This is a genomic window from Falsibacillus pallidus, assembly GCF_003350505.1.
In the GTDB taxonomy this organism is placed as follows: domain Bacteria; phylum Bacillota; class Bacilli; order Bacillales; family DSM-25281; genus Falsibacillus; species Falsibacillus pallidus.
Genome location: NZ_QQAY01000001.1, coordinates 227009 through 249463, shown reverse-complemented (window position 1 = coordinate 249463; position 22455 = coordinate 227009). Strand labels below are relative to the sequence as shown.

The following is a 22455-nucleotide window of genomic DNA, read 5'->3' as shown; positions in this document are numbered from 1 at the left end:
AAAAAACGGACTCCTGAAGGAAGGAGTCCGTTTTTTTTATACTGTTTTGCTTCTTGTTGCGAGCATTACGAAGTAGCTCAATAAAGCAAATAAAATGGAAATGAAAAGCGAGTGAGCAAGTGCAAAATAAAGATTCAGTTTTGTCAGCACCACAGAAATACCGGCCGCTGCCTGTAAACAAACCAGGATAAATGCAATAATCCATCCCCAATACACGATTCGCTGATGCTTATATCTGGTCACCGCTTTGTAAGTAATATAAGCAATCCAGATAAAGATGAGTGCCGCAGCTGCCCTGTGGCCCATCTGCACCCACTCGTAAAAATTCCCTGGAAGACCTGGAGAAGAATTGACGCAGAATGGCCAATCCGGACAAACAAGGCTTGATTTGGTGTGGCGCACAAGTGCACCTGAGTAAACCACAAGATAACTGTAGATAGTCACTCCATAAATATGAAACTTCATGTTTTTATCTAATTTCAATTTATCTGCTTCAAACTTTTGATCAACTTCAAAAATCAATAAAGTCAAAAGCAGAACAGAAGCGAATGAAATAAGGGAAATCCCAAAATGAATGGCTAAAACAAAGTCGGATTGACCCCATACGACTGCAGCTGCTCCAATCAGAGCCTGCAAGAGAAGAAAAAGCAATGAGACAATTGCCAAGAACTTTGTTTCCCTTTTATGTCCAATTGATTTCCATGCCCAAATGCAGAGAATCAATAGTGCAATTCCAACACTTCCTGAAACAAGGCGGTGTGCTAGTTCAATCACCATAGCAACCGTTATGTGGGAAGGGATGATTTGTCCTTCACACAGCGGCCAGGAGCGTCCGCAGCCCATGCCCGATCCTGTCTTTGTCACTAATGCTCCTCCGATAAGAACAAAGAGCATGCCAAGCGCCGTCAGTACAGCAAACCATTTCAATCCAGTTCGACGCATTTATATTCACCTTCTTAATTAAGTAGTCTTATTCAATACCCTATATAGCTCGTTGATAATACCATTTAGATACTACATAATTAATGGCTAAAATACAATGAAGGAATTATGAACACTTCAATAGGAGGGCATATTCGAAAAAAACTTGAAACTTTAATGGGACTTTGCTAGAAATATATATAGATGAAGAAAAATTCTGACTGTTTACTCATTGAATTGTAAGCGCTTCCTCTGGTTCATCCTTCCTATTTATTATTTTGCTAAAATGAATAATGGCCTATAATTATCAGACGATTTCACATTTTAGACAAAATTAATTCATGGAAAATTCACAAAAGGCAAAAATAATATGTTTTAATATTACATTGATAGCATTATTTTCTATTAGTTTTTTTCCACTTCTCTTCTATTCAATTTTTACCCGTAGTAAATATTGAACACATTGTGGAATTTTCATGGAAATATAGCAAAGATGTTTGGAATGCTATATAGTATTCTTATATAGTCATGCTTATTGGGTAAGGAGGAGGAATGGAAAATGGCTGAAACTAGAGTCATTTCTTCATTAGAAGAAAACGAACTTCCAGAAACATCTGCAATGAAAGATTTTCTGGCTTTAATAAAAATTGGGATTGTCAATTCGAATTTAATCACTACATTCACTGGTATGTGGCTGGCATTTGTTTTTACCGGCACACATTTCTTATCTTCATTGGACACTATCATATACACACTGCTGGGATCTTCATTCATCATTGCGGGATCCTGTGCATTGAATAACTTCATCGACCGCGATATCGACCCTATTATGGAACGGACAAAAGGGCGTCCTACTGTTACTGGGAAAATGAGCGGTGGAAAAGTCCTGACCATTGGATTTGGTTTTATAACACTTGGTACTATCCTTTTATTTATGACAACATTCATGGCTGGTGTCATCGGCTTGATCGGCATTTTCAGCTATGTTGTTCTCTATACAATGTGGTCTAAACGCCTATATGTCAGCAATACGATTATTGGAAGCATCTCTGGTGCAGTTCCTCCGCTGATTGGCTGGGCTGCAGTAGATCCTAACTTGAGTGTCACTGCTTGGATGCTGTTTGTCATGATGTTCATATGGCAGCCGCCTCACTTCTATGCCTTGGCAATGAAGAGGGTTGAAGAATATAGAGCAGCAGGGATTCCTATGCTGCCGGTTGTAAAAGGCTTTAAAACGACTAAGAATCACATTGTTGCATGGGTTGTATTATTGCTCCCGATTCCATTCTTTATGATTCCACTCGGCATTCCTTTCGTCATCCTTGCGACATTATTCAACATAGGATGGCTAATACTAGGAATTGCAGGCTACAAAATGAAAGATGACCTCAAATGGGCAAAACTGATGTTTGTATATTCATTGAACTATTTGACTATCTTGTTTGTAGCGATGGTTATCTTCACACTCATTTAATTTAGGGAATTCTTTCTGCTAAGAAATCCATATAGAGAAAATCCAGTCCTTGTTGCACAAAAGAATATTCACGAAAGAGGGGTTTGATTAAGCTATGAAACATTGGCTGCAAAAATGGCGCCTAGTTTCTGCAATCGCAGTACTGGCGCTGGTTTTGTCCGGTTGCGGTGAACCGTATTTATCTACGTTGGATCCAGCTGGAACAGTGGCTCAGTCCCAATATGATCTTATGATCCTGAGCACGCTTATCATGGTAGTTGTAATCGTTGTAGTATTTATTATTTATATCATCGCTCTTACTCGATTTCGCAGAAGAAAGGGCGACGATAAAAAGATCCCTAAGCAAATCGAAGGAAATCACAAGCTGGAAATCATCTGGACTACAATTCCTATTCTCTTGCTTTTGATTTTGGCTGTACCTACGGTCTCTGCGACTTTCCATTTTGCGGATACATCCGCTATGGAGAAAAAGGATAAGGATGGCAAACATAAAGAGCTGGTCGTCAATGTACGCGCCAATCTTTACTGGTGGGAATTTGAATACCCTGATTTAGGGATCATCACTTCCCAGGACTTAGTCATTCCAACTGACCAAAAAGTTTATTTCCAAGTAAAGGCTTCAGATGTTAAGCATTCATTCTGGATTCCTTCCATTGGAGGGAAAATTGATGCGAATGTAGACGGCGTCAATAAATTCTGGCTTGAGGTGGATAACGACAAGGCAGAAAATGTTGGAAATCTCTTCTATGGTAAATGTGCAGAGCTTTGTGGACCATCTCATGGATTGATGGACTTCAAAGTTAAAGCGCTTAACCAAGACGATTTCAAAACATGGGTTTCTGATATGCAAAACGTGAAAGAATCTCAACCAACAACAGCTTTAGCGCAAGAAGGACAAAAGATTTTCCAAAAGAACTGTATCAGCTGCCACGCTGTAACACCACAAGATAGCAGACCAGAAACAGCACGCTCCGCTCCTAACTTGGCAACATTTGGAGAAAGAACACGAGTTGCTGGTATTTTGGACCACACCAAAGAAAACGTAAAAAAATGGATCAAGGATCCTGAAGCATACAAACCAGGCAACAAAATGACAGGTGCGTATGGCGATTTGTCCGATGATCAAGTAAACGCTTTAGCAGAATACTTAATGGGCTTGAAGGTCCAAGACTAATAGGGATTAAACGCAAAAGGGAGGTTTAATTGTGAGTTCCTACGCACAAAAAAAAGGCTTCCTAGGTACGATTTGGGACTACTTGACAACAGTAGACCATAAGAAAATTGCAATCCTGTATTTAATTTCCGGGGGATTCTTCTTCTTAATCGGCGGCCTAGAGGCTTTGATGATTCGAATTCAGCTGGCAGTGCCTAACAATGATTTTGTAAGTGCCGGCCTATATAATGAAATTTTGACGATGCATGGTACGACCATGATCTTTTTGGCAGCGATGCCATTGATTTTCTGTTTCTTGAATGCGGTAGTTCCACTGCAAATCGGAGCGCGCGACGTAGCATTCCCATTTGTGAATGCTCTAGGATTTTGGTTATTTTTCTTCGGAGGAGTATTCCTGAATCTATCTTGGTTTTTAGGTGGAGCACCTGATGCCGGATGGACTTCCTACGCATCACTTTCGCTGCATTCACCAGGACACGGAATTGACTTTTATGCATTAGGATTACAGATTGCCGGTGCGGGTACATTAATAGGGGGGATTAACTTCCTAGTTACCATCATCAATATGCGTGCCCCGGGTATGACATATATGCGTATGCCATTGTTCACTTGGACAGCATTCGTAACTTCTGCCCTAATTTTATTTGCTTTTCCCCCACTTACTGTTGGATTGTTCTTAATGATTTTTGACCGGATGTTCGGTTCAAATTTCTTTGTTGTTGCAGGGGGAGGGAACACAATTATCTGGGAGCATTTCTTCTGGATTTTCGGACATCCTGAAGTATACATACTTATACTTCCTGCATTTGGTATTTTCTCTGAGATTCTTCCGGTCTTCTCAAGAAAGCGTCTATTCGGATATTCCTCAATGGTTTTTGCAACCGTTTTAATCGGTTTCTTAGGCTTCATGGTTTGGGCGCATCACATGTTTACAACTGGACTTGGACCAATCGCAAATGCAATTTTTGCTGTTGCTACTATGGCTATTGCCGTTCCAACTGGAATCAAGATATTCAACTGGATCTTTACGATGTGGGGAGGAAGCGTTAAATTCACCACACCAATGCTTTATGCAGTCGCGTTCATTCCTACATTCGTTGCAGGCGGGGTAACAGGAATCATGCTTGCAGTAGCTGCAGCTGATTATCAATATCATGACAGCTACTTCGTTGTAGCTCATTTCCATTACGTAATTGTAGGTGGTGTGGTATTTGCCCTATTGGCAGGTCTTCACTTCTATTGGCCGAAAATGTTCGGAACGATGCTCAACGAAGCTATGGGTAAAATTTCGTTCTGGCTATTCTTAATTGGTTTCCATCTGACTTTCTTTATACAACATTTCTTAGGGTTAATGGGAATGCCTCGCCGTGTATGGACTTACCTTCCTGGACAAGGGTTTGAAACAGCCAACCTGATCAGTTCCATCGGGGCTGCTTTCATGGGAATAGCTGTCATCGTGATGGTTTACAACGTCATTCATACACAAGTCCGCGGAGTGAAAGTATCCAACGATCCATGGGGCGATGGCCGCACATTGGAATGGGCAATTTCTTCTCCTCCGCCGTTCTATAACTTTAAACAAACACCATTAGTTCGTGGTCTTGACGCTTGGTGGCTCGAAAAAATGGAAGGTAAAAAGGAGATGACTCCTGCTGAGCCAGTTGGCGATATACATATGCCAAACAACTCTATTCTTCCATTCTTCATCGCCATGGGACTATTCGTTGCAGCATTCGGTGCAATGTACCATGTAGATGATAAACCATGGGCAATACCGGTATTGATCATCGGATTCATTATCACTTTGGGATCCATGTTCCTTCGTTCTGTAGTTGACGACCATGGACATCATATCCATAAAGAAGATCTTATGGATGATAAGGACAAGGGGGTAAAAGCATAATGCACGCAGAGGAAAAATTCACCCCGAAAACTTGGCCGGCAGCGCCGGAAAAATCAACGCTTGAAGGTAAAAATAAGTTCTTAGGCTTTTGGCTATTCCTAGGTGGAGAAACAGTTCTGTTCGCATCTTTGTTTGCAACTTATCTTGCATTGAAGGATAGAGTGCCTGATCAATCCATGGCACATGCAAAAGACCTTTTCGAACTTCCGACAGTTTTTCTTGCAACAATGCTCCTCTTGTTCAGTTCATTGACAAGTGTTTATGCAATGTACCATATGAAAAACTATAATTTTAAAAAGATGCAAGCATGGCTTTTGATCACAGTATTGCTTGGTGTAGGGTTCCTAGTATTGGAAATCCAGGAATTCAATCATTACGTTCATGAATTCCACCATACATTTACAAGCAGTGCTTTCGGATCTGCCTTTTATACGCTTGTTGGCTTCCACGGAGGACACGTTGCATTCGGTCTTCTTTGGATAACAAGTTTGATGCTGCGTAATGCAAAACGTGGATTGAATCTCTACAATGCTCCTAAGTTTTATGTAGCCAGCCTATACTGGCACTTTATCGACGTTGTCTGGGTATTCATTTTCACAGTAGTATACTTAATGGGAATGGTGGGATAAACTGATGGCGAATCACCAATCAAATTCAGGTAACCCAAGTGTGGATTACGAGTATAGACGCAAGAAAAATGCTGAAGAAATGAAGCATCATGTCGTTTCATTTGCCTTGATGATTTTCTTGACGCTAGTGGCGTTCGCTGCTGTCTACGCAGATATGTCTAAATGGTTCATCGTTCCATTTATCCTATTGCTTGCGGCAGTACAAGTCATTCTTCAGTTATATTATTTCATGCACATGAGTCATAAAGGGCACGAATCCCCTCAAATGTTCTTATTTTCAGGAGTTTTCGTAGCATTCTTAACGATTCTAACGTTCTCCACAATCATTTGGTGGTAATAAGAAAAGCGAAGCCGGCTGCCTAGAGGCGCCGAGGTTGGACTGAAGCGCTGCGAGATAAAGGAAACACGGAGAGCGAAGCGATTCGATGTTGACTTATCGTAAGCGCGCTGAGGGAAACCTCCCAGCCTCTAGCCGGCGGAGCTGGATCAAGAAAAGCAGAAGCGCCCCGATAGACCCGACCAGCATATGACGGAACTCGAAGGAAATCCTGATTTCCGTAGAGGTACGGCTTATGACTCGAGGGGCTGGGCGATGAAGCTGGATCAAGAAAAGCGAAGCCTCCCTGCAAACGCAGGGAGGCTTTTTTCTGTTCTATAATCTGTCAATAAGTTATTTCAAGGAATATTGAAGTATACGGACTCTGGACGTATAATGGAAAATGTAAGTACTGTAAAGAGAGGTGAACAACCGTGTCCTTATCTATTTTCGGATTCAGAGCATTGTGGAGTCCATATTTAATACTCTCGCTTATCATCATTTTAGGATTATATTTCATGTTGACTGTTGTTTATCGTAAACGCTTTAAAAACAGTGAGCCGCTGAAAAAGGTACAAGCAATCCAATTTACAGGGTCCATTATCATCCTTTATGTGATAAAAGGCTCCCCGATTGATCTTCTAGGCCATATTCTTTTTTCTGTCCATATGATCCAGATGGCTGTACTATATTTGATTTTACCTCCAATCATGATGACAGGGATCCCCAATTGGGTTTGGCAGTCGTTTATTAACTTGCCGATCATCAGGCCAATTTTTCATTTCTTTACGAAGCCATTGATTGCACTCATCTTGTTCAATGGATTGTTTTCCTTCTATCATGTACCAATCATTTTTGATACGGTAAAAATGAATGAAACTCTTCACGTTACATATACTGCGGTGCTGTTTATCTATGCCGTTTTTATGTGGTGGCCATTAGTAAACAAACTGCCGGATCAATATCAATTAAATGGTTTGAAGAAAATGGGCTATGTCTTCGCCGGCGGTATACTTCTAACCCCCGCTTGCGCATTGATCATTTTTGCCGATACGCCGTTATACCAGACATATGCAGACGCTTCTTCATGGCTGCAGTCCATGTCACTATGTGTTCCAACAGGGACGTTGTCTAATTTAAACTTAAGCGGCCCGCAGCTATTTACTGATATGCCTGTAGTTGAGGATCAGCAGCTAGGCGGAGTCGTGATGAAAATCATTCAGGAAATTGTATACGGAATACTTTTGGGACAAATATTTTTCCAATGGTTTAAAAAAGAACAGAAAGATTCAGATCGAATCAATGAAGAGGCGCTTAAGGCTTTTCAAAATTCTAAAATCCATGAACCGCGTCCAATTAAATAGATTAATTCAATATGGTTAAAGAGAGGAAAAAATTATGTCACTGCCTATTTTACCTACATTAAGTACATCGTGCATCGTCATAAGTGCAGTACTTGTGGCGATTGGCTGGTCGCTTATTAAGAAAAGAAAAATAGAAGCACATAAAAAAACGATGTTTGCAGCAGCGATTTTCGCGTTAACATTTTTCATCATTTACACAAGCAGGACTGTTTTTATCGGGAATACTTCGTTTGGCGGGCCGGACGATATTAAAATCTACTATACACTTTTCCTGATATTCCATATTACATTGGCGACAGTCGGGGCCGTATTTGGCCTTGTAACATTATGGACAGGTTATAAGAGCAATTTTAGCAGACACCGTAAAATAGGACCGATCACTAGTGTCATTTGGTTCTTTACTGCCATTACGGGTGTTGCCGTTTATATCTTGCTTTATGTTTTATATCATGGTGGCCAGACTACTTCAGTCATCAAAGCTATCATCGGTTTCTAATAAAAAAACCATTTCCCCTTTTGATTGTGGAAATGGTTTTTTTATACTAACCATAAGGCAGTAATAATAATTTCCTAGACAATAAAAAAAGCAGCCGGCCGGCTGCTTTACCAATTTTTCTTATTCAGCAAAATGGGCAATTTCTTTTTTTACATCAGCAAGAATTGCTTCACATTTTGCAACGAGGTGATTAGGGAAGTCTTCACCTTCACCATACTCAACACCATGCGGATAATAGTGCTTCCCTAGAAGGGGAGTCATTAATTGGATAACTGCATCGTGAGCTCCTACATCACCTTCTGCTGCATATCCGAATACGCGAAGGTAGAAAGTGCCTTCTTTGATTTCGAATTTACGATCATAAGTAACACGTTCGTAATCCCATTGCCCCTCACGAACCAGTCCATGAGATTTCATTACTTCATCTAAACGATTTAAATCAGCTTTTATTGTTTCGTATCCTGTTTTTTCAAATTTCATTGAAAAGTTCCCTCCTAAATCCAAAGTAGTCATATGTAATGAAGCGTTTTCAACTAAAGTGTGGCTAAGCACATCAATATTCATTACTAATAATAGTCGAAATTCTATTATCTTGCAATGTGTTCATGTACAGAATCAGAAAAGTGAGGAAAATTTTATTCAAAATGGAAGAATTTCTAATAAAATCACGAAGAATTGTAAAATTAGTGTATATTTTTAGTTTTTACAACATCCAATATATTAACACTATTTCTTTAGATGATATAATGAATTAATAGAAGGGTGCGAATTAATAGAAAGGAGGTACATTCCTGCGTACATTATTTAGAATTGTCATCATATTAATCATAATTTCCGGTATAGGTATATATGCTAGCTTCAAAAATTCAGGGAGCGATGTGTTAAAGGATGAACATGCCCAAGTAGTCAAGACTGATGAAAAAATATCCATGAATAAGAGTGGACCTGCTGAAAATAAAGCCAGGCCAAAAGACGGAATCACCACATTGATCGGGCAAACGGCGAATTCCTTGAAAAAACTTCACGGATCCCCAGATAGAGTGGATATATCAGCATACGGTTATCAGTGGTGGATTTACAATGCAGACCCGGAAAAATATATGCAGGTCGGGGTGGAAAATGGAAAGATTGTCACAATCTTTGCTGCCGGTAAAGACCTGGATGTATCTCCTTACAAAATTGGACAAAGCATCAATGAAATATACAGTTCTACACCATTGAACCAGGATATACAGGTACAGTATGACCAAGGTACATATCGATTTGAACTGTCTGAAGAAGACTTGAACATACGGCCAATTGTGCAGCTGGGAGATATTTATTTACAGCTTTACTTAGATAAATTTAAAGGAACTTTATCCAGTGTAAGAGTCCTGGATAAAGGGACTTTGATCAAGCTCCGCCCTTACGAAATGGTTTATCGTGGAGAATTGAAGGATCCTGAACCGCCTTCAGAGTTTGAATGGACTGAGATTGATAAAGGAAGCGAAAAGCAGATACTTGATTTGACCAATATCATACGAAAAAGATTCGGATTAAATCCACTGGAATGGGATGAAGAAACATCCAAAGTTGCTTTTCAGCATAGTAAAGATATGTATGAAAATCAATATTTCTCCCACACATCCCCACAGTTCGGAGATTTATCGGATCGTCTCAATGAAGCAGAGGTTTTCTATCAAATGGCAGGAGAAAACATTGCTGCTAAATATGCCGACGGTCCTGCAGCGGTTGAGGGCTGGCTAAATTCCTCCAGCCACAGGGAAACCATGTTGAAGAAAGAATTCACGCACCTGGGAGTCGGGGTCTACCAAAAATACTATACACAAAATTTCCTGCAGAAAGATTGGGAATAACGAAAAAACAGCAGCAGCCAAATTGGCTAAACTGCTGTTTTTTAGCTCTTTTCTCATATTCCGTTTAGTTAATATTCTTTCTTATGTATTGCACTGGTTTTGCTGTAAAGAGGAAGATAGTGAGAAAAGAGCTTAGAAACTAGGTTCCAGAGCACTAAGAAGTTATTTTTACGTTAAAATCGGCAATTAGATTTTAACAACATAAATAACGAAGTCACCCTTTTTTTATGACAAAAAAAGTACCTGTGCAATGGGCTATTTTCTTTCCATCATCCCTAAGGACTTCTCCTTCCACCACCATTGTTTTGGAGCCTTTATGGACAATGGTCGCAGTTGCTGTGATCGTATTGCCTAATCCAGGGGATATATAATGAATGTTCAAATTTGAGGTAACTGCCCCAAATCCTTCAGGAAGCAAAATATTTGCCAGCGTCCCCATAGCTGAATCCAGCACAGTAGCAGTAATCCCTCCATGAAGTATTCCCAATGAATTTGATGTCACCTCATTGATTGGAATCGTTACAGAAAAACGATCATTCTCTGTAACGGTTTTTTCCATATGTAGAATGGATCCAATGTAGGAACCGTTTAAGCCATGCTGTTTTCTTTTAACCCCTTCAAGGAGCTGTTTGATTGCCAATAGATCATCTTCGGCTGCATCATTTATGCAATCATTCAATAAATCATGTAATTCTTCCTTCATTTTCCTCGTCCTTTTGTTCTTTGTTGAAATGCTTCATTATCATATCATGAAAAGAAAGTGGATGAAAGATTTTGCCACTCACCAAAACGAGTCAATATCATAAATTAGTATAGGCGGAATTTGAACTGAGGTGAAGAATCATGACAAGCAAAAAACTGCATCCATCTGTTGAGAAATTTAAAGAATTTGCTCAAAAGCACCCTAAAATGGTGAAGGAGGTGAGAAGCGGGAAAGCCTCATGGCAAGAACTGTATGAAGATTGGTATCTGCTTGGAGAAGAAGATCCCCGTTTCGACCCGTATCGAGAGGAGCCATTAAAAAAAGAGGCACAGGACAAAGGCGATATGAAGTGGATGAATCAAATTGGAGGGATGCTTAAAAATATGGATGCCAATCAAATGCAGCAGCACATCAATCAGCTAAGCCAGGCGATCGGCAGCATCCAGGGTGTTCTAGCCCAATTTCAAGGAGGAAATTCAACAAGGGGGTCAGCAGCCTCGTCCTCCGCAGATTCTAAACCGAAAAACCCGTTTTCGTTTCGAAAGGATTAAGGGTGAGGTGAAAAGATGAGAAGTGAAATCATTGAATATATTTATGAAAAAGAGGATTTGAAAAAATTTCTTCGTGAGCAGCCAAAGTGGTATCGTACCTTGACACGGAATCCGGCTGAATTAGAAAAGATGGAGATCGCTTCATTGAATTATTATGAAAAGACAATCCCCCACCAAGTAGAAAAATTCTCTAATGGGCTGCAGATGGCATCCATGATGATGCATATGTTTCAAGCAATGAATACACAGGATTGAAGAAAGCTCGGTTCATTGGATCCGGGTTTTTTATTTTTGAAAAATAACAATGAGTAAAAATTTGGGTTTAGGCAAATTCTATCCATAAGGAGTGATTGTAATGAGAATTGCTGCATTTTTTATCTGCCTATTGATCCTTGGCGGATGCCAGCAGCCTAAGCCACCGCAAGGAAAGTTGTTCAATTTAGAAGAGAGCATGGCTTCTGCATCAGGCAATAAGGAAATCATGACAGAAAAGCATTTAGTACAAGGGCAGGATTTAATGGTGGAATGCATCATACCGTCCATTCGCTTATCTGGCGAAAATCCAGCGAAAATCGCCGTATATATTGATGGAAGGCTGGACGGAAATTACGAAACAGCAGCGTTCATCGTCCGCGGTCTGTCTAAAGGGGTCCACCACATAAAATTAGATTTAATTAAGAGCAACCATAAAAGATATGGCATAACAAAAGAGTTTTACGTAACAATTCAATAGGTATTCCATTCGCTTCCATCCTGAAAACATGTTAAAATGATGTTGGAGGTGAGCAACCATGCTTGCTACTACATCAGAAAAATTGGAAATCATTTTGGCTGCAGAAGAACTTGCACAGATGATCATCCATTCAGATATAGCAGAAAATTATCGGGAATGCCTTCAGAAAATGAAGAATAGCGCCCGCACCCAATCAAAGATCAGGACTTTCGCGAAACTGAAAGATCATTATGAGGATGTTCAGCGTTTCGGAAAATATCACCCCGACTACAAGAGAATCATGAAAGAAGTCAGGGAGGCCAAGCGTGAAATGGATTTAGATGAGAATGTAGCTGAATTCAGAAGAGCTGAGACGGATTTGCAGCAAGTGCTCGATCAAATCAGTGTACAGCTTGGCGGAGCGGTTTCTGAGCATATTAAAGTGCCTACAGGAAATCCATTTTTCGATTCAACGTCATCCTGCAGCGGAGGTTGTGGATCTGGCGGGGGCTGCAGCTGTTCTGCATAATTGATTTGCTGTATTCAGGAATATCCAAAGAGGATATTCCTTTTTTAATTTTGCTCTATTCCCAAAAAGGGTTGGGCCTTAATCGTATGCAGTCCTCGCACATATTTCCGCAGCAGAACATTTTTTGCTGCGGAACATAGAAGCGGTGGCGGTATACATGAAGATTTTGTTCGGATCGAACATAAATCGTTTCACAGTTCAGCTGTTTGCCTCTCATCGCAAAACCGGAAGCTCTTTTTATGGCATTTTCCATTTCTGACGAAGGGGCATTGGATTGGACATAAATAAAAGGAATTCCCGCAATCTTACGCCATTCTGCGTTCAGAATAATTTCATAAGAATTCAATTTTTCAATGAACTTATCCCATATCAGTTGAACATCCATGCCGACACATCCTTAAATGGACTATTGCTATGTTGCGAATCCCTAGAATTCTATGCTAGACTAAAAATTACAGAATGCTCGTTTAAGGGGAAAAAGAAATGTATACAGAGAGACAAGGGATTATTGTTTGGCTATTTAATCTGAAGCATACAAAGTCGCTTCGAAGATTTGGCAATGTCCATTATATTTCAAAGCGGATGAAGTACGCTGTAATATATATGAACCAGCCAGAGGTAGATGCGGCCGTTGAAAAACTTTCTTCACTTGCATTTGTCAAAAAAGTTGAGCCATCCTATAAGCCTTTCATCCGGACTGAATACGAAAATTCCAAACCGGATAAGGCAAAAGAATACGATTATAAGATTGGCATTTGAGTAAGAAAACAGGCATTCGAAAATGGATGCCTGTTTTTTATTTTTACTTTAAAGGTGGAATCAGGTGGTTCAGTCTTAGTATGCCAATCAAGTATTGAAAAAATAGTTCTTTTTCAGCGAAGAAGTTTGATGGCTTTACGTCCATTTGGATCACTTTTTTTCCTAGTTCAGCCGCGGCTGCAGTGAACAGCTCAAAGCGTTTATTGGGTGTGATGTTAGGGTTTGGTATTCCTTCTCTGCAGATGTAGATTGGCTGAAAGTTGCCTTCTTCAGCAGGTGTCAGTACGACAGCAAGGGAAGTGGTATCCTTATCTTTCACTTTTGTATGAAATGCTAGCATTTGTGCCAAGCGGTGTTCATTCGTTTTGGCGATTTCGAGAAGCTCGTATAAATCAGAGTACCCTTCGCCCAGTTCGATAAAACGCTGGATCATCGGCTCTTCCTCCTTGATGAATATAATCAAACATACTCTATCATTCCATACAGAAAAAGAGAAGGGAATCTTACGAATTTTTTCGGCCAGTAATCCCAAGAACATAAAAAAACCCTGCAGACCTTTCTGCAGGGTCCTTCCATATCCTTGATTAAAAGGATAGAAGGCAAAGGGAGAGGAGAAACCGGAGGAAGAACTTATGGGGAAACGTAAGTCTTCTCCGCGGTTGGCAACAACATCCCAATTGATGTTGTTACTCACATTATCACCAAAGTGAATTTTAATATACATAAATAAACAAACTTCGCCATCTATTCCTAAAACATTTTTGATTAGTAGCCTATGAATTTTATTTGTGATAGGATAGGGAGGAAATCTTGGAAACGACAGTGGTGAAATAGGATGAGAGTAATATCAGGAAGTTGTAAAGGCAGGCCATTGAAAGCAGTGCCGGGTATGGGAACGCGTCCCACTACCGATAAAGTGAAAGAAGCAATATTTAATATGATCGGTCCATATTTCGAAGGAGGAATGGGGCTGGATTTATTTGCTGGAAGCGGAGGGCTTGGTATTGAGGCCTTGAGCCGTGGATTTGAGAAAGTGATATTCGTAGACAGGGACCAAAAAGCATTTCAAACTGTCAAGTCGAATGTTGAACTCTGCGGTTTTAATGATAGCGCTGAAGTATATAAGAATGATGCGGAAAGAGCACTCCGGGCATTGATTAAAAGAGAATTAAGATTCGATGCCATTTTTCTTGATCCTCCATATAAAAAACAGCAATTGACCAAACTATTGAATGAAATCTCCAAGCACAATTTATTGAATGAGAGCGGTTTCATTCTCTGTGAACACGGCTCTGAAATTACTCTTCCCGAAGAAGTGGGAATGTTAGTGCTAAAAAGAAGAGAAGAATATGGAATCATCGGTGTATCAATTTATACACTGGCTGATCACCGAAAGTTGGAGGGAATGGAATAATGGCAAGTATTGCAGTATGTCCTGGCAGTTTCGATCCGATTACATATGGACACTTGGACATCATCCATCGGGGAGCAAAAGTGTTCGATCAAATATATGTAACGGTTTTGAATAATTCATCAAAGACAGCCCTGTTTACACCCGAAGAAAGAATACAAATGATTTCTGAGGTTACAAAGGATATACCAAACGTAAAAGTGGATTCCTTTCAAGGTTTATTGATGGATTACGCAAAGAAAGTAGGGGCAAGCGCCATCATAAGAGGGCTCCGGGCCGTTTCTGATTTTGAATATGAAATGCAGATTACATCCATGAACAGGGTGCTGAATGAAGATATCGAAACATTTTTCATCATGACAAACAATCAATACTCGTTCCTCAGTTCAAGCATCGTAAAAGAAGTGGCGAAATACAATGGGGATATCGGAGAACTGGTTCCGGAAATCGTTGCAGAAGCTCTAAGGGATAAATTTAAATAAAAATTAAGTTAGATAGAAAAAAGGATTGCCTAATGCGGCAATCCTTTTTTTAATAGAAGACCGATGTAGAAAATGAGGACTGCAATTGTCAGCAATGGACCATATTGCATAAAAGATTGGAGCACTTTTTCCCACCATTCAAAATGGGGCTGCATGAATACAGGGATAGCATTGGATGGTTTTCCGTGATTGAAGAATTTTTCATAAAGCGGCTTCCACAGAATCATGGCTATCAATGCCGCTGAAAACCCATGCATGATTCTCGCAGCAAAGAAGGGTTTGAAGCGAATATCCGTATTAGCCAATATACTGGCCACTTGTGCTTGGACACTGAACCCGCTGAATCCTAAAATGAAACTGACTGCCATCGTTTGGTGCATGAGGTCGGTGTTTTGCACTTGGCTTGTCATTTGGCTGCCAAGTGTGATTTCAAAAATCCCGGCTATAAAAGGAATACTCAAAGTATCCGGAATGTGAACAACGTGAAAGAAGGCGCTGACCAGCCAGGCAAAAAATGATGTGATATGTAAAAGAAATAATAGCTTGTTCACAACAGAAAATAAAATAATGAAGCCGCCGATCATCAATAATGTTTGGACGGAAGAAACGACTGCATCTCCTAACAGTTTTCCTATCGGCCGTTTTTCATTGATTCTCGTTTGATGCAAGGCAGAAAAAGCAGCTCTAACAGATAATTTATTTTTGCGGCTTCCTTTTGTTATCTCTTTTATCCCGTAAAATCTCATCATCAGTCCGACGGTGAAGTTCCCCAAATAGTGAGATAACGCCAGGATTATGCCTAAATTGGGGTTATAAAAAAAGCCGACAGAAACAGCACCAAAAATAAAAAGTGGATTAGAAGAATTTGTGAAGGAAACGAGCCGTTCGGCCTCGATGCGTGTCAACTGCCCTTCTTTTCTGAGTCTTGCCGTTAAGTTCGCCCCAGAAGGGAAGCCAGTTGCCATCCCCATAGCCCAAACGAAACCACCCACACCTGGAACACGAAAAAGGGGCCTCATTAATGGCTCAAGCAGTACACCTATGAATTTGACCACACCAAAGCCGATCAGCATTTCAGACACAATGAAAAATGGCAGAAGGGAAGGAAAAACGATTTCCCACCACATATTCAATCCCCTGATGGAAGCTTCGAATGATTCTTGGGGAAATGAAATCATGGATATCGCCATTACAGTAATGGATGCCGCAAGCAGCACTGTCTTCATTTTTGAAAAAATCAATGTATCTTCCTCCCTGGCAACCACGCTTAAAAGTGAAACATCTTTCCAATAATGTTACAATCAAAATAATTAAACACATACATTTGATTGAAATTGAGCCTTGTCCTTATATATTTCAATATACTCATACACTATTGAAATAGACCATATGATGATGGAAAGATGGACTTGGGGGAGAGAGATTTCATTCATGAATACTTCAGTCCAAAAGGGGGAACGGCTTTTGGATAAGCCAAAAATTGGGTTGGCGCTTGGTTCTGGGGGAGCAAGGGGATTTGCACACCTTGGGGTCATGAAAGCCTTTCAGGATCATCAAATCGATATCGACTTAATTGCAGGCAGCAGCATGGGTGCACTTGTAGGCTGCTTTTATGGAGTTGGCCATGATATGGACCAACTGTATAAACTGTCTACTGCATTTAGAAGAAAATTTTATCTTGATTTCACTGTACCAAAAATGGGGTTTATTGCAGGAAATCGAATCAAGGAATTCATTCAGCTTTTTGCACACGGGAAAAATCTGGAGGATCTCCATATACCGGTTGCTGTCGTCGCGACTGACCTTACAAATGGCGAGAAAGTCATCTTCACACAGGGACCAGTATCCCAAGCTGTGAGAGCAAGTATTTCCATTCCGGGAATTTTTGTTCCCGAAAAAGTTGATGGGAAGCTGCTTGTGGACGGAGGCGTCATCGATCGAGTCCCGGTATCGGTTGTAAAGGATATGGGTGCTGACATTGTCATCGCTGTGGATGTGTCGCATGTTAAACGGAATGCGGAGATTTCAACCATTTATGACGTAATCATGCAAAGCATCGACATTATGCAGATGGAGCTTGTAGCGAACAGAGAAGTGGAATCTGATATTATGATCAGGCCACATGTCGAACAGTACAGTACAAGGGCATTTACAAACATAAGTGAAATTATCAAGATAGGGGAAGAAGAAGCACTGAAGATGATCCCATCTATTCAAAAAGCGATTGCTGATTGGAAGGAGCCAGAATGATATGGCAAAGAAAATAACGTACAGAATATTGACAGCGGCTGCTATCCTATTGGCTGCTTCAATGTTCATCAACCTCCCATACTATGTCACGAAACCGGGTGCAGCCCACGAACTGGAGCCCATTGTGCATGTAGACGGAGGTTTTGACGAAAAAGGGAAATTGATGCTGACCACCGTTCGGATGGGGAGGGCGAATATCTATTCCTATGTAGTGGCAAAAGTAAGAGATTTTGAAGAAATTATACCGGAAGACCAATTGAAAGGCGAGGAAGAAACTGACGAGGAATACAATGTCAGGCAGCTTTATTATATGGAAAACTCTAAGAACAATGCTATACAAGTCGCCTATCGTGCAGCTAAGAAACCATATCATTTTAAATATAAGGGGATTTATGTACTTGATGTCTATCCGAAAATGCCAGCTTCCAAGATTTTGAAAGCAGGTGACAGGATTACGACAGTTGATGGACATAAATTTGAGTCTTCAGAACAATTCATTGCGTATGTTCAAAAGAAATCTGCTGGAGATTCCATCAAACTTACATATGTTCATGATGATAAAGAGAAAACGGGTACAATAAAGCTCAAAGAATTTAATTCTGGGGAATCTGAAGGCAAAGTTGGGATCGGAATCGGATTGGTTGATGACAGGGAGTTGATTTCGACCCCGCCGGTAACGATGAAGACAGATGAAATTGGCGGCCCTTCCGCCGGTTTGATGTTCAGTCTGGAAATTTATAATCAATTAACAAAAGAGGACTTGACGAAAGGGATGGATATTGCGGGGACAGGGACCATTTCGCCTGATGGGAAAGTAGGAAGGATTGGAGGCATTCAGCTGAAAGTAATGGCAGCGGACAAAAAAGGTGCTGATATCTTTTTTGCTCCTGATGATGAAATTCCTCCTGAAATCAAAAAATCCCATCCGGAACTTCAATCCAATTACGTGGAAGCAAAAAAAGCAGCTAAGGAAATTGGAACAGACATGAAAATCGTTCCAGTCAAAACATTTGATGATGCTGTTGAATATTTGAACAAACTTTCGCCTCATAAATAACTGCCAGAATAAGAAAAGGGACAGCAGCCGCTGTCCCTTTTGAATAGAGGATATTTATTAAACAATTTTAGGCGGAGAAGCAAATTCCAATTTCATCAATTTCCCTCTAAAAGGCTCTTGCAGCCCCATTGCATATATGTTTGATGCATTCACATCCAAGTGGATCATGTCTTTATCTGCAGAAGAGAGTTTTGAAATGATAGGCAGCTTCAAATCTTTCTTCACTTCATTCAAATAGCGTCTTCCATTGCTGCTCATACCAAGAAGCCTTATATATTCAGGTGCTTCGGACTTTTCTTTCATTTCCTTTTTGGCTGCATTCGTTAGGATGTGAATGCACATTCGTTGGATCCTTGTCCAAGTATAGCGCTTCGTTTTCACCCTTTCCATGAACCCTTTGAAAGACGTTGAACCAATTGCACATTCTTTTAAACGGTATTCGATGCCTTCTTCCACTTCATAGATTTCTCTTAAGTATCCGACAGGCATAGAAAGGAGTTTATATTGGAGCAAGGGCCAATAATCCTCCCATTGGTGAAACCTGCCAAATTCTTCTTTATATGAAGCTAATTCCCGAGCGGAGGAAGGAGGGATATACTGGGTGATCACTGATTCTTTAAAAGCTGGCGAAAAAATGGCTTTTCTTATGCTTGTGGCACTTGCAATAGTTGCGGAAGTAAAATCTTCATCGTGGTAGTCTGCATTCTTTCTCGGGATTGTGTATGCTTTCATATTTGAGCCGATTCGGACCTCGGCTTTCATGTAATGAAAGCCGAGAATATTATTTGGCTTGGTGAGGTCTATGTAGTCTGCTTCAGTTAATCCAAGTTCAGTATAAGCATGAGATAAGGCTGATGGATAGCTCATGCCTTGTTTCATGAAGGATTTAATGTTATGATTCAATTCTTTCTCCGAGCTGCTCACATACTGGAGTGTCCGCTCAAACGCTTCAGGATTTCCGGATTCGCTCCCAAAACAATAACTGGAGCAATTCATGGCGTCCAGTAAAGAAATGGCGCCAAAAGCAAATTGATCGGCCTGCTGTGCTGCAAATGCATAAGGCAGCTCAATGACAATATCAACACCCGCTTTCAATGCCATCTTTGTCCTGGCCCATTTCGAAACAAGCGCAGGCTCTCCCCTCTGCAGGAAATTTCCGCTCATCACGGCAATCATGACATCTGCTTCTGTCATTTTTTTAGATTCTTCCAAGTGATGCAAGTGGCCATTATGAAATGGATTATATTCAACTACTACCCCAGCAGCTTTCATGCTAAGTCCTCCTTGCGTTTATTTTTCTGCCGTCATCGATTCAGGTATTTTGTTTTAGTGTAAATGAAATAATAGGATTATAGCAATGGGATGTTTTCTCCGTGCGCGAAATGGTAGATAATCTTAGAATAATCTTTTACAATGAAGAGAGCACATGCATTCACATTGTGTAAAGAAAAAATATTGACAAAAGGTGATAGTAAAAGCTATAATAACCTTTGTTGCCTAGAGGTGATTCCTTATGAAATGGTCAACGATACAATTACAGAAATTTAGAGATAAGGGACTGCAAATTGATGAGACCGTCAATCTGTCCGACCAATTGAAAAAGATGGATCCTGAAATCAGGGATGTTCATCCTATCCATGTAATGGGAAGGGCGGATATCAGTTCTGAAAAAGTGACATTCCATCTGACAATCAGCGGGTCAATTGTCCTGCCTTGTTCAAGGACTCTTGTTGATGTCGACTATCCGATTGACATTCAAACGACTGAAACATTCCTTTTGAAGCCTTCCGACTATGAGCGTGAAGGTGATGAAGAATTGCATCCAGTAAATGGGGAACTGATAGATCTGACCCCAGTTATTCAAGAGATTATTTTACTTGAAGTTCCGATGCAAGTATTCAGTGAAGAAGCCAGTGATGATCAAAGTCTTCCTTCCGGAAATGATTGGGAAGTTCTGACTGAAGAACAGGTCCAGCAGCAGCTGGAAGAGAAGGATGAAGAAAAAGTAGATCCACGCCTGGCAGGTTTATCCGAATTTTTTAAGCAAGATAAAAATTCTTGAATGATGGGAAGAACCAGTTCGTTCTGGCCTTCATAACAACATTTACTCTCTTTAAGGAGGTGGGAATAATGGCTGTACCTTTTAGAAGAACTTCTAAAACTGCGAAAAGACAACGCCGTACACACTTTAAACTACAAGTGCCTGGTATGGTATCATGCCCAAACTGCGGTGAAATGAAACTTGCTCACCGTGTATGTAAAGAGTGCGGAACATACAAAGGAAAAGAAGTTGTTAGCAAATAATTGCTGACAAGCTCTTTTCAAAAAGTACGAAGGAACCAAGTGTTTTCGGAAGCGAAAAGACCAGGTCCTTCGTACTTTTTTTATACATAAAAAGAGGTGATGCGAAATGAAGGGGTATACCATATCTACCATTGGCCAATCTATTCTGTTATTTAAAATCAATAGGCCGGAAAAAAGGAATGCTGTCAATTATGAAGTAATGGATGGGCTGGAAGAAGCAATCAGCCTGGCGGATCAGGACGAGGCAATCAAGATAATGGCTATTACAGGGGAAGGTGAAAAGGCATTCTGTTCCGGAGGGGACCTAAGCGAATTCCACGGACTGAAAACAGAAGAGGAAGCCTTTTGGATGCTCTCCAGAATGGGCGGTATTCTGTATCGCCTTGCAGTCCTACCGAAACCGACATTGGCCGTCATTAATGGCTCTGCTGTTGGAGGAGGATGTGAAATTGCAGCTGCTTGTGATTTCAGGATAGCGAGCATTAATAGCAAAATGGGCTTCATTCAAGGGAACCTGGGAATCACCACAGGATGGGGAGGAGCATCCCTATTATTTGAGAGAATTCAAGCTTCGGATGCATTGAAGCTGCTTTGTGAATCCAGCATTAAAGATGTACATGGATTGAAAGAAATTGGATTCATTCAGGAAATAAGCGATTTTTGGTCAGAAGAAAAAATCGTTGAGTTCACCCAACAGATGCTTCAAAAAGAAACAGCAGTCCTTTCAGCCTATAAAAGTTCCCTTGTCCAAAAATGGAAGGTGACAGGATTAAAAGATAGGATCTATCAGGAAATCAAGAATTGTTCTGTACTTTGGGAATCAGATGCTCACCATAAAGCGGTCGATCGTTTTTTGAAAAATTAAGAGCTCTATAGACTGAAGAAATAGTCTATCTTTTCTACCATCTGCATATGTATGAATAAACATATTGCAAGGAGGGATAGTATGACATCGACTCGCCAAGATGCCTGGTCCCAGGATGAAGATTTATTGCTTGCAGAAGTAGTCTTGAAACATATCAGGGAAGGTGGAACTCAGCTTCATGCATTTGAAGAGGTTGGGAAAAGGCTTTCCCGGACGGCCGCTGCATGCGGATTTAGATGGAATTCTTTCGTAAGAAAGCAATATCGGTCAGGGATCGAATTAGCAAAAAAACATCGCAAGGAAGCAAAAAAGAAGAAAAATCCTGCCAGCAGCCAACCGGCAGTCCTGGACACGGAGTCTACGAAAGATACTCCAAATAAGGAATTAAGTGTAAAAGATTTCATAGCATATGTGGAAAAGCTGGAAAGTGAGGGCGGCTCCGTCCAAAAATTAAAAAATGAAATTGAAGAGCTGAAAAAGGATCAAAAGCAGCTGAGGGCCAGATTAGCCGAGGCAGAGCAAAACTATCTCCAAACAAGAGATAAATACCATGCACTTGAGGAAGACTACCGTTCGCTCCTTGGCATTTTGGATAGAGCCAGAAAAATGGCGGTCATGGAGGAGCATGAAAAAGAGCAAAAAGTAAAATTCACAATGGACAAAAATGGGAATTTGCAAAGATTAAACAAATAGTATAGA

The 22455-nt window shown here is 40.5% G+C and carries 28 protein-coding genes; 21 read left to right on the top strand and 7 right to left on the bottom strand.

Annotated features, from left to right (window positions below):
• Window positions 1–36: 36 nt before the first annotated feature.
• The gene (locus tag DFR59_RS01235) at window positions 37–942 is read right to left on the bottom strand and encodes a COX15/CtaA family protein (RefSeq protein WP_114743809.1); all 906 of its coding nucleotides are present in this window, start codon (window positions 940–942) and stop codon (window positions 37–39) included.
• Window positions 943–1480: 538 nt separating this feature from the next.
• Between DFR59_RS01235 and cyoE the strand changes: the two genes are divergently transcribed.
• The 7 genes from cyoE (at window position 1481) to DFR59_RS01200 (ending at window position 8277) form a co-directional block, all read left to right on the top strand.
• Window positions 1481–2395, top strand: a complete 915-nt coding sequence (cyoE, locus tag DFR59_RS01230; RefSeq protein ID WP_114743808.1) for a heme o synthase — start codon at window positions 1481–1483, stop codon at window positions 2393–2395.
• A gap of 94 nt (window positions 2396–2489) precedes the next feature.
• Complete coding sequence (coxB, locus tag DFR59_RS01225; protein ID WP_114743807.1) at window positions 2490–3569, top strand: cytochrome c oxidase subunit II; 1080 nt, start codon at window positions 2490–2492, stop codon at window positions 3567–3569.
• A gap of 31 nt (window positions 3570–3600) precedes the next feature.
• Complete coding sequence (gene ctaD, locus DFR59_RS01220; protein WP_114743806.1) at window positions 3601–5472, top strand: cytochrome c oxidase subunit I; 1872 nt, start codon at window positions 3601–3603, stop codon at window positions 5470–5472.
• Window positions 5472–6101 (top strand): cytochrome (ubi)quinol oxidase subunit III, encoded by a 630-nt coding sequence (locus DFR59_RS01215; protein ID WP_114743805.1) that lies wholly within the window; start codon window positions 5472–5474, stop codon window positions 6099–6101. The genes ctaD and DFR59_RS01215 overlap by 1 nt, the downstream gene beginning before the upstream one ends.
• Window positions 6102–6105: 4 nt before the next feature.
• A complete protein-coding gene (gene ctaF / locus DFR59_RS01210) occupies window positions 6106–6438 on the top strand; it encodes a cytochrome c oxidase subunit IVB (RefSeq protein WP_114743804.1) in 333 nt (110 codons plus the stop codon).
• Window positions 6439–6851: 413 nt separating this feature from the next.
• Entirely contained in the window at window positions 6852–7781 is a 930-nt protein-coding gene (gene ctaG / locus DFR59_RS01205; protein ID WP_114743803.1) for a cytochrome c oxidase assembly factor CtaG, read from the top strand.
• Between the two features lie 34 nt (window positions 7782–7815).
• Window positions 7816–8277 carry a DUF420 domain-containing protein gene (locus DFR59_RS01200; protein ID WP_114743802.1) on the top strand — a complete coding sequence of 154 codons (462 nt, stop codon included), beginning with the start codon at window positions 7816–7818 and terminating at the stop codon, window positions 8275–8277.
• Window positions 8278–8397: 120 nt separating this feature from the next.
• Here DFR59_RS01200 and DFR59_RS01195 read toward each other — a convergent pair whose 3' ends face one another.
• Window positions 8398–8757, bottom strand: coding sequence for a YugN family protein (locus DFR59_RS01195; protein ID WP_114743801.1), 360 nt, complete (start codon window positions 8755–8757; stop codon window positions 8398–8400).
• A gap of 311 nt (window positions 8758–9068) precedes the next feature.
• On the opposite strand from DFR59_RS01195, the gene DFR59_RS01190 reads away from it, so the two are divergent.
• A complete protein-coding gene (locus DFR59_RS01190; RefSeq protein WP_114743800.1) occupies window positions 9069–10133 on the top strand; it encodes a CAP domain-containing protein in 1065 nt (354 codons plus the stop codon).
• Window positions 10134–10347: 214 nt separating this feature from the next.
• On the opposite strand, the gene DFR59_RS01185 is transcribed toward DFR59_RS01190, so the two are convergent.
• Window positions 10348–10836, bottom strand: a complete 489-nt coding sequence (locus DFR59_RS01185) for a PaaI family thioesterase (protein ID WP_114743799.1) — start codon at window positions 10834–10836, stop codon at window positions 10348–10350.
• Between the two features lie 140 nt (window positions 10837–10976).
• Between DFR59_RS01185 and DFR59_RS01180 the strand changes: the two genes are divergently transcribed.
• The 4 genes from DFR59_RS01180 (at window position 10977) to DFR59_RS01165 (ending at window position 12628) form a co-directional block, all read left to right on the top strand.
• Complete coding sequence (locus DFR59_RS01180) at window positions 10977–11387, top strand: YlbD family protein (RefSeq protein WP_114743798.1); 411 nt, start codon at window positions 10977–10979, stop codon at window positions 11385–11387.
• A gap of 15 nt (window positions 11388–11402) precedes the next feature.
• Window positions 11403–11642 (top strand): YlbE-like family protein, encoded by a 240-nt coding sequence (locus DFR59_RS01175; RefSeq protein WP_114743797.1) that lies wholly within the window; start codon window positions 11403–11405, stop codon window positions 11640–11642.
• Between the two features lie 100 nt (window positions 11643–11742).
• On the top strand, window positions 11743–12120 hold the full coding sequence (locus DFR59_RS01170; RefSeq protein ID WP_114743796.1) for a hypothetical protein: 378 nt from the start codon (window positions 11743–11745) through the stop codon (window positions 12118–12120).
• 58 nt (window positions 12121–12178) lie between these two features.
• On the top strand, window positions 12179–12628 hold the full coding sequence (locus DFR59_RS01165) for a YlbF/YmcA family competence regulator (RefSeq protein WP_114743795.1): 450 nt from the start codon (window positions 12179–12181) through the stop codon (window positions 12626–12628).
• Between the two features lie 55 nt (window positions 12629–12683).
• Here the strand turns inward: DFR59_RS01165 and DFR59_RS01160 are convergent, their stop codons facing one another.
• A complete protein-coding gene (locus tag DFR59_RS01160; protein ID WP_114743794.1) occupies window positions 12684–13013 on the bottom strand; it encodes a hypothetical protein in 330 nt (109 codons plus the stop codon).
• 98 nt (window positions 13014–13111) lie between these two features.
• Between DFR59_RS01160 and DFR59_RS01155 the strand changes: the two genes are divergently transcribed.
• The gene (locus tag DFR59_RS01155) at window positions 13112–13387 is read left to right on the top strand and encodes a YlbG family protein (protein WP_114743793.1); all 276 of its coding nucleotides are present in this window, start codon (window positions 13112–13114) and stop codon (window positions 13385–13387) included.
• A 43-nt stretch (window positions 13388–13430) separates the two neighbouring features.
• Here the strand turns inward: DFR59_RS01155 and DFR59_RS01150 are convergent, their stop codons facing one another.
• Window positions 13431–13820 carry a DUF7147 family protein gene (locus tag DFR59_RS01150; RefSeq protein WP_114744228.1) on the bottom strand — a complete coding sequence of 130 codons (390 nt, stop codon included), beginning with the start codon at window positions 13818–13820 and terminating at the stop codon, window positions 13431–13433.
• Window positions 13821–14222: 402 nt separating this feature from the next.
• Between DFR59_RS01150 and rsmD the strand changes: the two genes are divergently transcribed.
• Together rsmD and coaD are read left to right on the top strand one after the other, a co-directional pair.
• Complete coding sequence (gene rsmD / locus DFR59_RS01145; protein WP_114743792.1) at window positions 14223–14801, top strand: 16S rRNA (guanine(966)-N(2))-methyltransferase RsmD; 579 nt, start codon at window positions 14223–14225, stop codon at window positions 14799–14801.
• Window positions 14801–15280: a pantetheine-phosphate adenylyltransferase gene (coaD, locus tag DFR59_RS01140; protein WP_114743791.1), complete on the top strand. Its 480-nt coding sequence runs from the start codon at window positions 14801–14803 to the stop codon at window positions 15278–15280. The genes rsmD and coaD overlap by 1 nt, the downstream gene beginning before the upstream one ends.
• A 29-nt stretch (window positions 15281–15309) precedes the next feature.
• Here the strand turns inward: coaD and ylbJ are convergent, their stop codons facing one another.
• Entirely contained in the window at window positions 15310–16521 is a 1212-nt protein-coding gene (ylbJ, locus tag DFR59_RS01135) for a sporulation integral membrane protein YlbJ (protein ID WP_114743790.1), read from the bottom strand.
• Between the two features lie 223 nt (window positions 16522–16744).
• On the opposite strand from ylbJ, the gene DFR59_RS01130 reads away from it, so the two are divergent.
• Together DFR59_RS01130 and DFR59_RS01125 are read left to right on the top strand one after the other, a co-directional pair.
• On the top strand, window positions 16745–17530 hold the full coding sequence (locus DFR59_RS01130; RefSeq protein ID WP_114744227.1) for a patatin-like phospholipase family protein: 786 nt from the start codon (window positions 16745–16747) through the stop codon (window positions 17528–17530).
• A 1-nt stretch (window position 17531) separates the two neighbouring features.
• A complete protein-coding gene (locus DFR59_RS01125) occupies window positions 17532–18587 on the top strand; it encodes a SepM family pheromone-processing serine protease (protein ID WP_114743789.1) in 1056 nt (351 codons plus the stop codon).
• Between the two features lie 57 nt (window positions 18588–18644).
• On the opposite strand, the gene DFR59_RS01120 is transcribed toward DFR59_RS01125, so the two are convergent.
• Window positions 18645–19859, bottom strand: coding sequence for a nucleotidyltransferase (locus tag DFR59_RS01120; RefSeq protein WP_114743788.1), 1215 nt, complete (start codon window positions 19857–19859; stop codon window positions 18645–18647).
• A 241-nt stretch (window positions 19860–20100) separates the two neighbouring features.
• Between DFR59_RS01120 and DFR59_RS01115 the strand changes: the two genes are divergently transcribed.
• The 4 genes from DFR59_RS01115 (at window position 20101) to DFR59_RS01100 (ending at window position 22449) form a co-directional block, all read left to right on the top strand.
• Window positions 20101–20649: a YceD family protein gene (locus DFR59_RS01115; RefSeq protein WP_114743787.1), complete on the top strand. Its 549-nt coding sequence runs from the start codon at window positions 20101–20103 to the stop codon at window positions 20647–20649.
• 68 nt (window positions 20650–20717) lie between these two features.
• Entirely contained in the window at window positions 20718–20891 is a 174-nt protein-coding gene (gene rpmF, locus DFR59_RS01110; protein WP_114743786.1) for a 50S ribosomal protein L32, read from the top strand.
• Between the two features lie 106 nt (window positions 20892–20997).
• Window positions 20998–21756 carry an enoyl-CoA hydratase/isomerase family protein gene (locus tag DFR59_RS01105; protein WP_114743785.1) on the top strand — a complete coding sequence of 253 codons (759 nt, stop codon included), beginning with the start codon at window positions 20998–21000 and terminating at the stop codon, window positions 21754–21756.
• Window positions 21757–21837: 81 nt separating this feature from the next.
• On the top strand, window positions 21838–22449 hold the full coding sequence (locus DFR59_RS01100; RefSeq protein WP_114743784.1) for an RsfA family transcriptional regulator: 612 nt from the start codon (window positions 21838–21840) through the stop codon (window positions 22447–22449).
• Window positions 22450–22455 lie beyond the last annotated feature (6 nt).

What these genes read in the sequence shown, in the direction of transcription:
- DFR59_RS01235 (WP_114743809.1), bottom strand. Translation starts at nt 942, where the DNA reads ATGCGTCGAACTGGATTGAAATGGTTTGCTGTACTGACGGCGCTTGGC.
- cyoE (WP_114743808.1), top strand. Translation starts at nt 1,481, where the DNA reads ATGGCTGAAACTAGAGTCATTTCTTCATTAGAAGAAAACGAACTTCCA.
- coxB (WP_114743807.1), top strand. Translation starts at nt 2,490, where the DNA reads ATGAAACATTGGCTGCAAAAATGGCGCCTAGTTTCTGCAATCGCAGTA.
- DFR59_RS01215 (WP_114743805.1), top strand. Translation starts at nt 5,472, where the DNA reads ATGCACGCAGAGGAAAAATTCACCCCGAAAACTTGGCCGGCAGCGCCG.
- ctaF (WP_114743804.1), top strand. Translation starts at nt 6,106, where the DNA reads ATGGCGAATCACCAATCAAATTCAGGTAACCCAAGTGTGGATTACGAG.
- DFR59_RS01200 (WP_114743802.1), top strand. Translation starts at nt 7,816, where the DNA reads ATGTCACTGCCTATTTTACCTACATTAAGTACATCGTGCATCGTCATA.
- DFR59_RS01195 (WP_114743801.1), bottom strand. Translation starts at nt 8,757, where the DNA reads ATGAAATTTGAAAAAACAGGATACGAAACAATAAAAGCTGATTTAAAT.
- DFR59_RS01185 (WP_114743799.1), bottom strand. Translation starts at nt 10,836, where the DNA reads ATGAAGGAAGAATTACATGATTTATTGAATGATTGCATAAATGATGCA.
- DFR59_RS01180 (WP_114743798.1), top strand. Translation starts at nt 10,977, where the DNA reads ATGACAAGCAAAAAACTGCATCCATCTGTTGAGAAATTTAAAGAATTT.
- DFR59_RS01175 (WP_114743797.1), top strand. Translation starts at nt 11,403, where the DNA reads ATGAGAAGTGAAATCATTGAATATATTTATGAAAAAGAGGATTTGAAA.
- DFR59_RS01170 (WP_114743796.1), top strand. Translation starts at nt 11,743, where the DNA reads ATGAGAATTGCTGCATTTTTTATCTGCCTATTGATCCTTGGCGGATGC.
- DFR59_RS01165 (WP_114743795.1), top strand. Translation starts at nt 12,179, where the DNA reads ATGCTTGCTACTACATCAGAAAAATTGGAAATCATTTTGGCTGCAGAA.
- DFR59_RS01160 (WP_114743794.1), bottom strand. Translation starts at nt 13,013, where the DNA reads ATGGATGTTCAACTGATATGGGATAAGTTCATTGAAAAATTGAATTCT.
- DFR59_RS01155 (WP_114743793.1), top strand. Translation starts at nt 13,112, where the DNA reads ATGTATACAGAGAGACAAGGGATTATTGTTTGGCTATTTAATCTGAAG.
- DFR59_RS01150 (WP_114744228.1), bottom strand. Translation starts at nt 13,820, where the DNA reads ATGATCCAGCGTTTTATCGAACTGGGCGAAGGGTACTCTGATTTATAC.
- rsmD (WP_114743792.1), top strand. Translation starts at nt 14,223, where the DNA reads ATGAGAGTAATATCAGGAAGTTGTAAAGGCAGGCCATTGAAAGCAGTG.
- coaD (WP_114743791.1), top strand. Translation starts at nt 14,801, where the DNA reads ATGGCAAGTATTGCAGTATGTCCTGGCAGTTTCGATCCGATTACATAT.
- DFR59_RS01125 (WP_114743789.1), top strand. Translation starts at nt 17,532, where the DNA reads ATGGCAAAGAAAATAACGTACAGAATATTGACAGCGGCTGCTATCCTA.
- DFR59_RS01120 (WP_114743788.1), bottom strand. Translation starts at nt 19,859, where the DNA reads ATGAAAGCTGCTGGGGTAGTAGTTGAATATAATCCATTTCATAATGGC.
- DFR59_RS01115 (WP_114743787.1), top strand. Translation starts at nt 20,101, where the DNA reads ATGAAATGGTCAACGATACAATTACAGAAATTTAGAGATAAGGGACTG.
- rpmF (WP_114743786.1), top strand. Translation starts at nt 20,718, where the DNA reads ATGGCTGTACCTTTTAGAAGAACTTCTAAAACTGCGAAAAGACAACGC.
- DFR59_RS01105 (WP_114743785.1), top strand. Translation starts at nt 20,998, where the DNA reads ATGAAGGGGTATACCATATCTACCATTGGCCAATCTATTCTGTTATTT.
- DFR59_RS01100 (WP_114743784.1), top strand. Translation starts at nt 21,838, where the DNA reads ATGACATCGACTCGCCAAGATGCCTGGTCCCAGGATGAAGATTTATTG.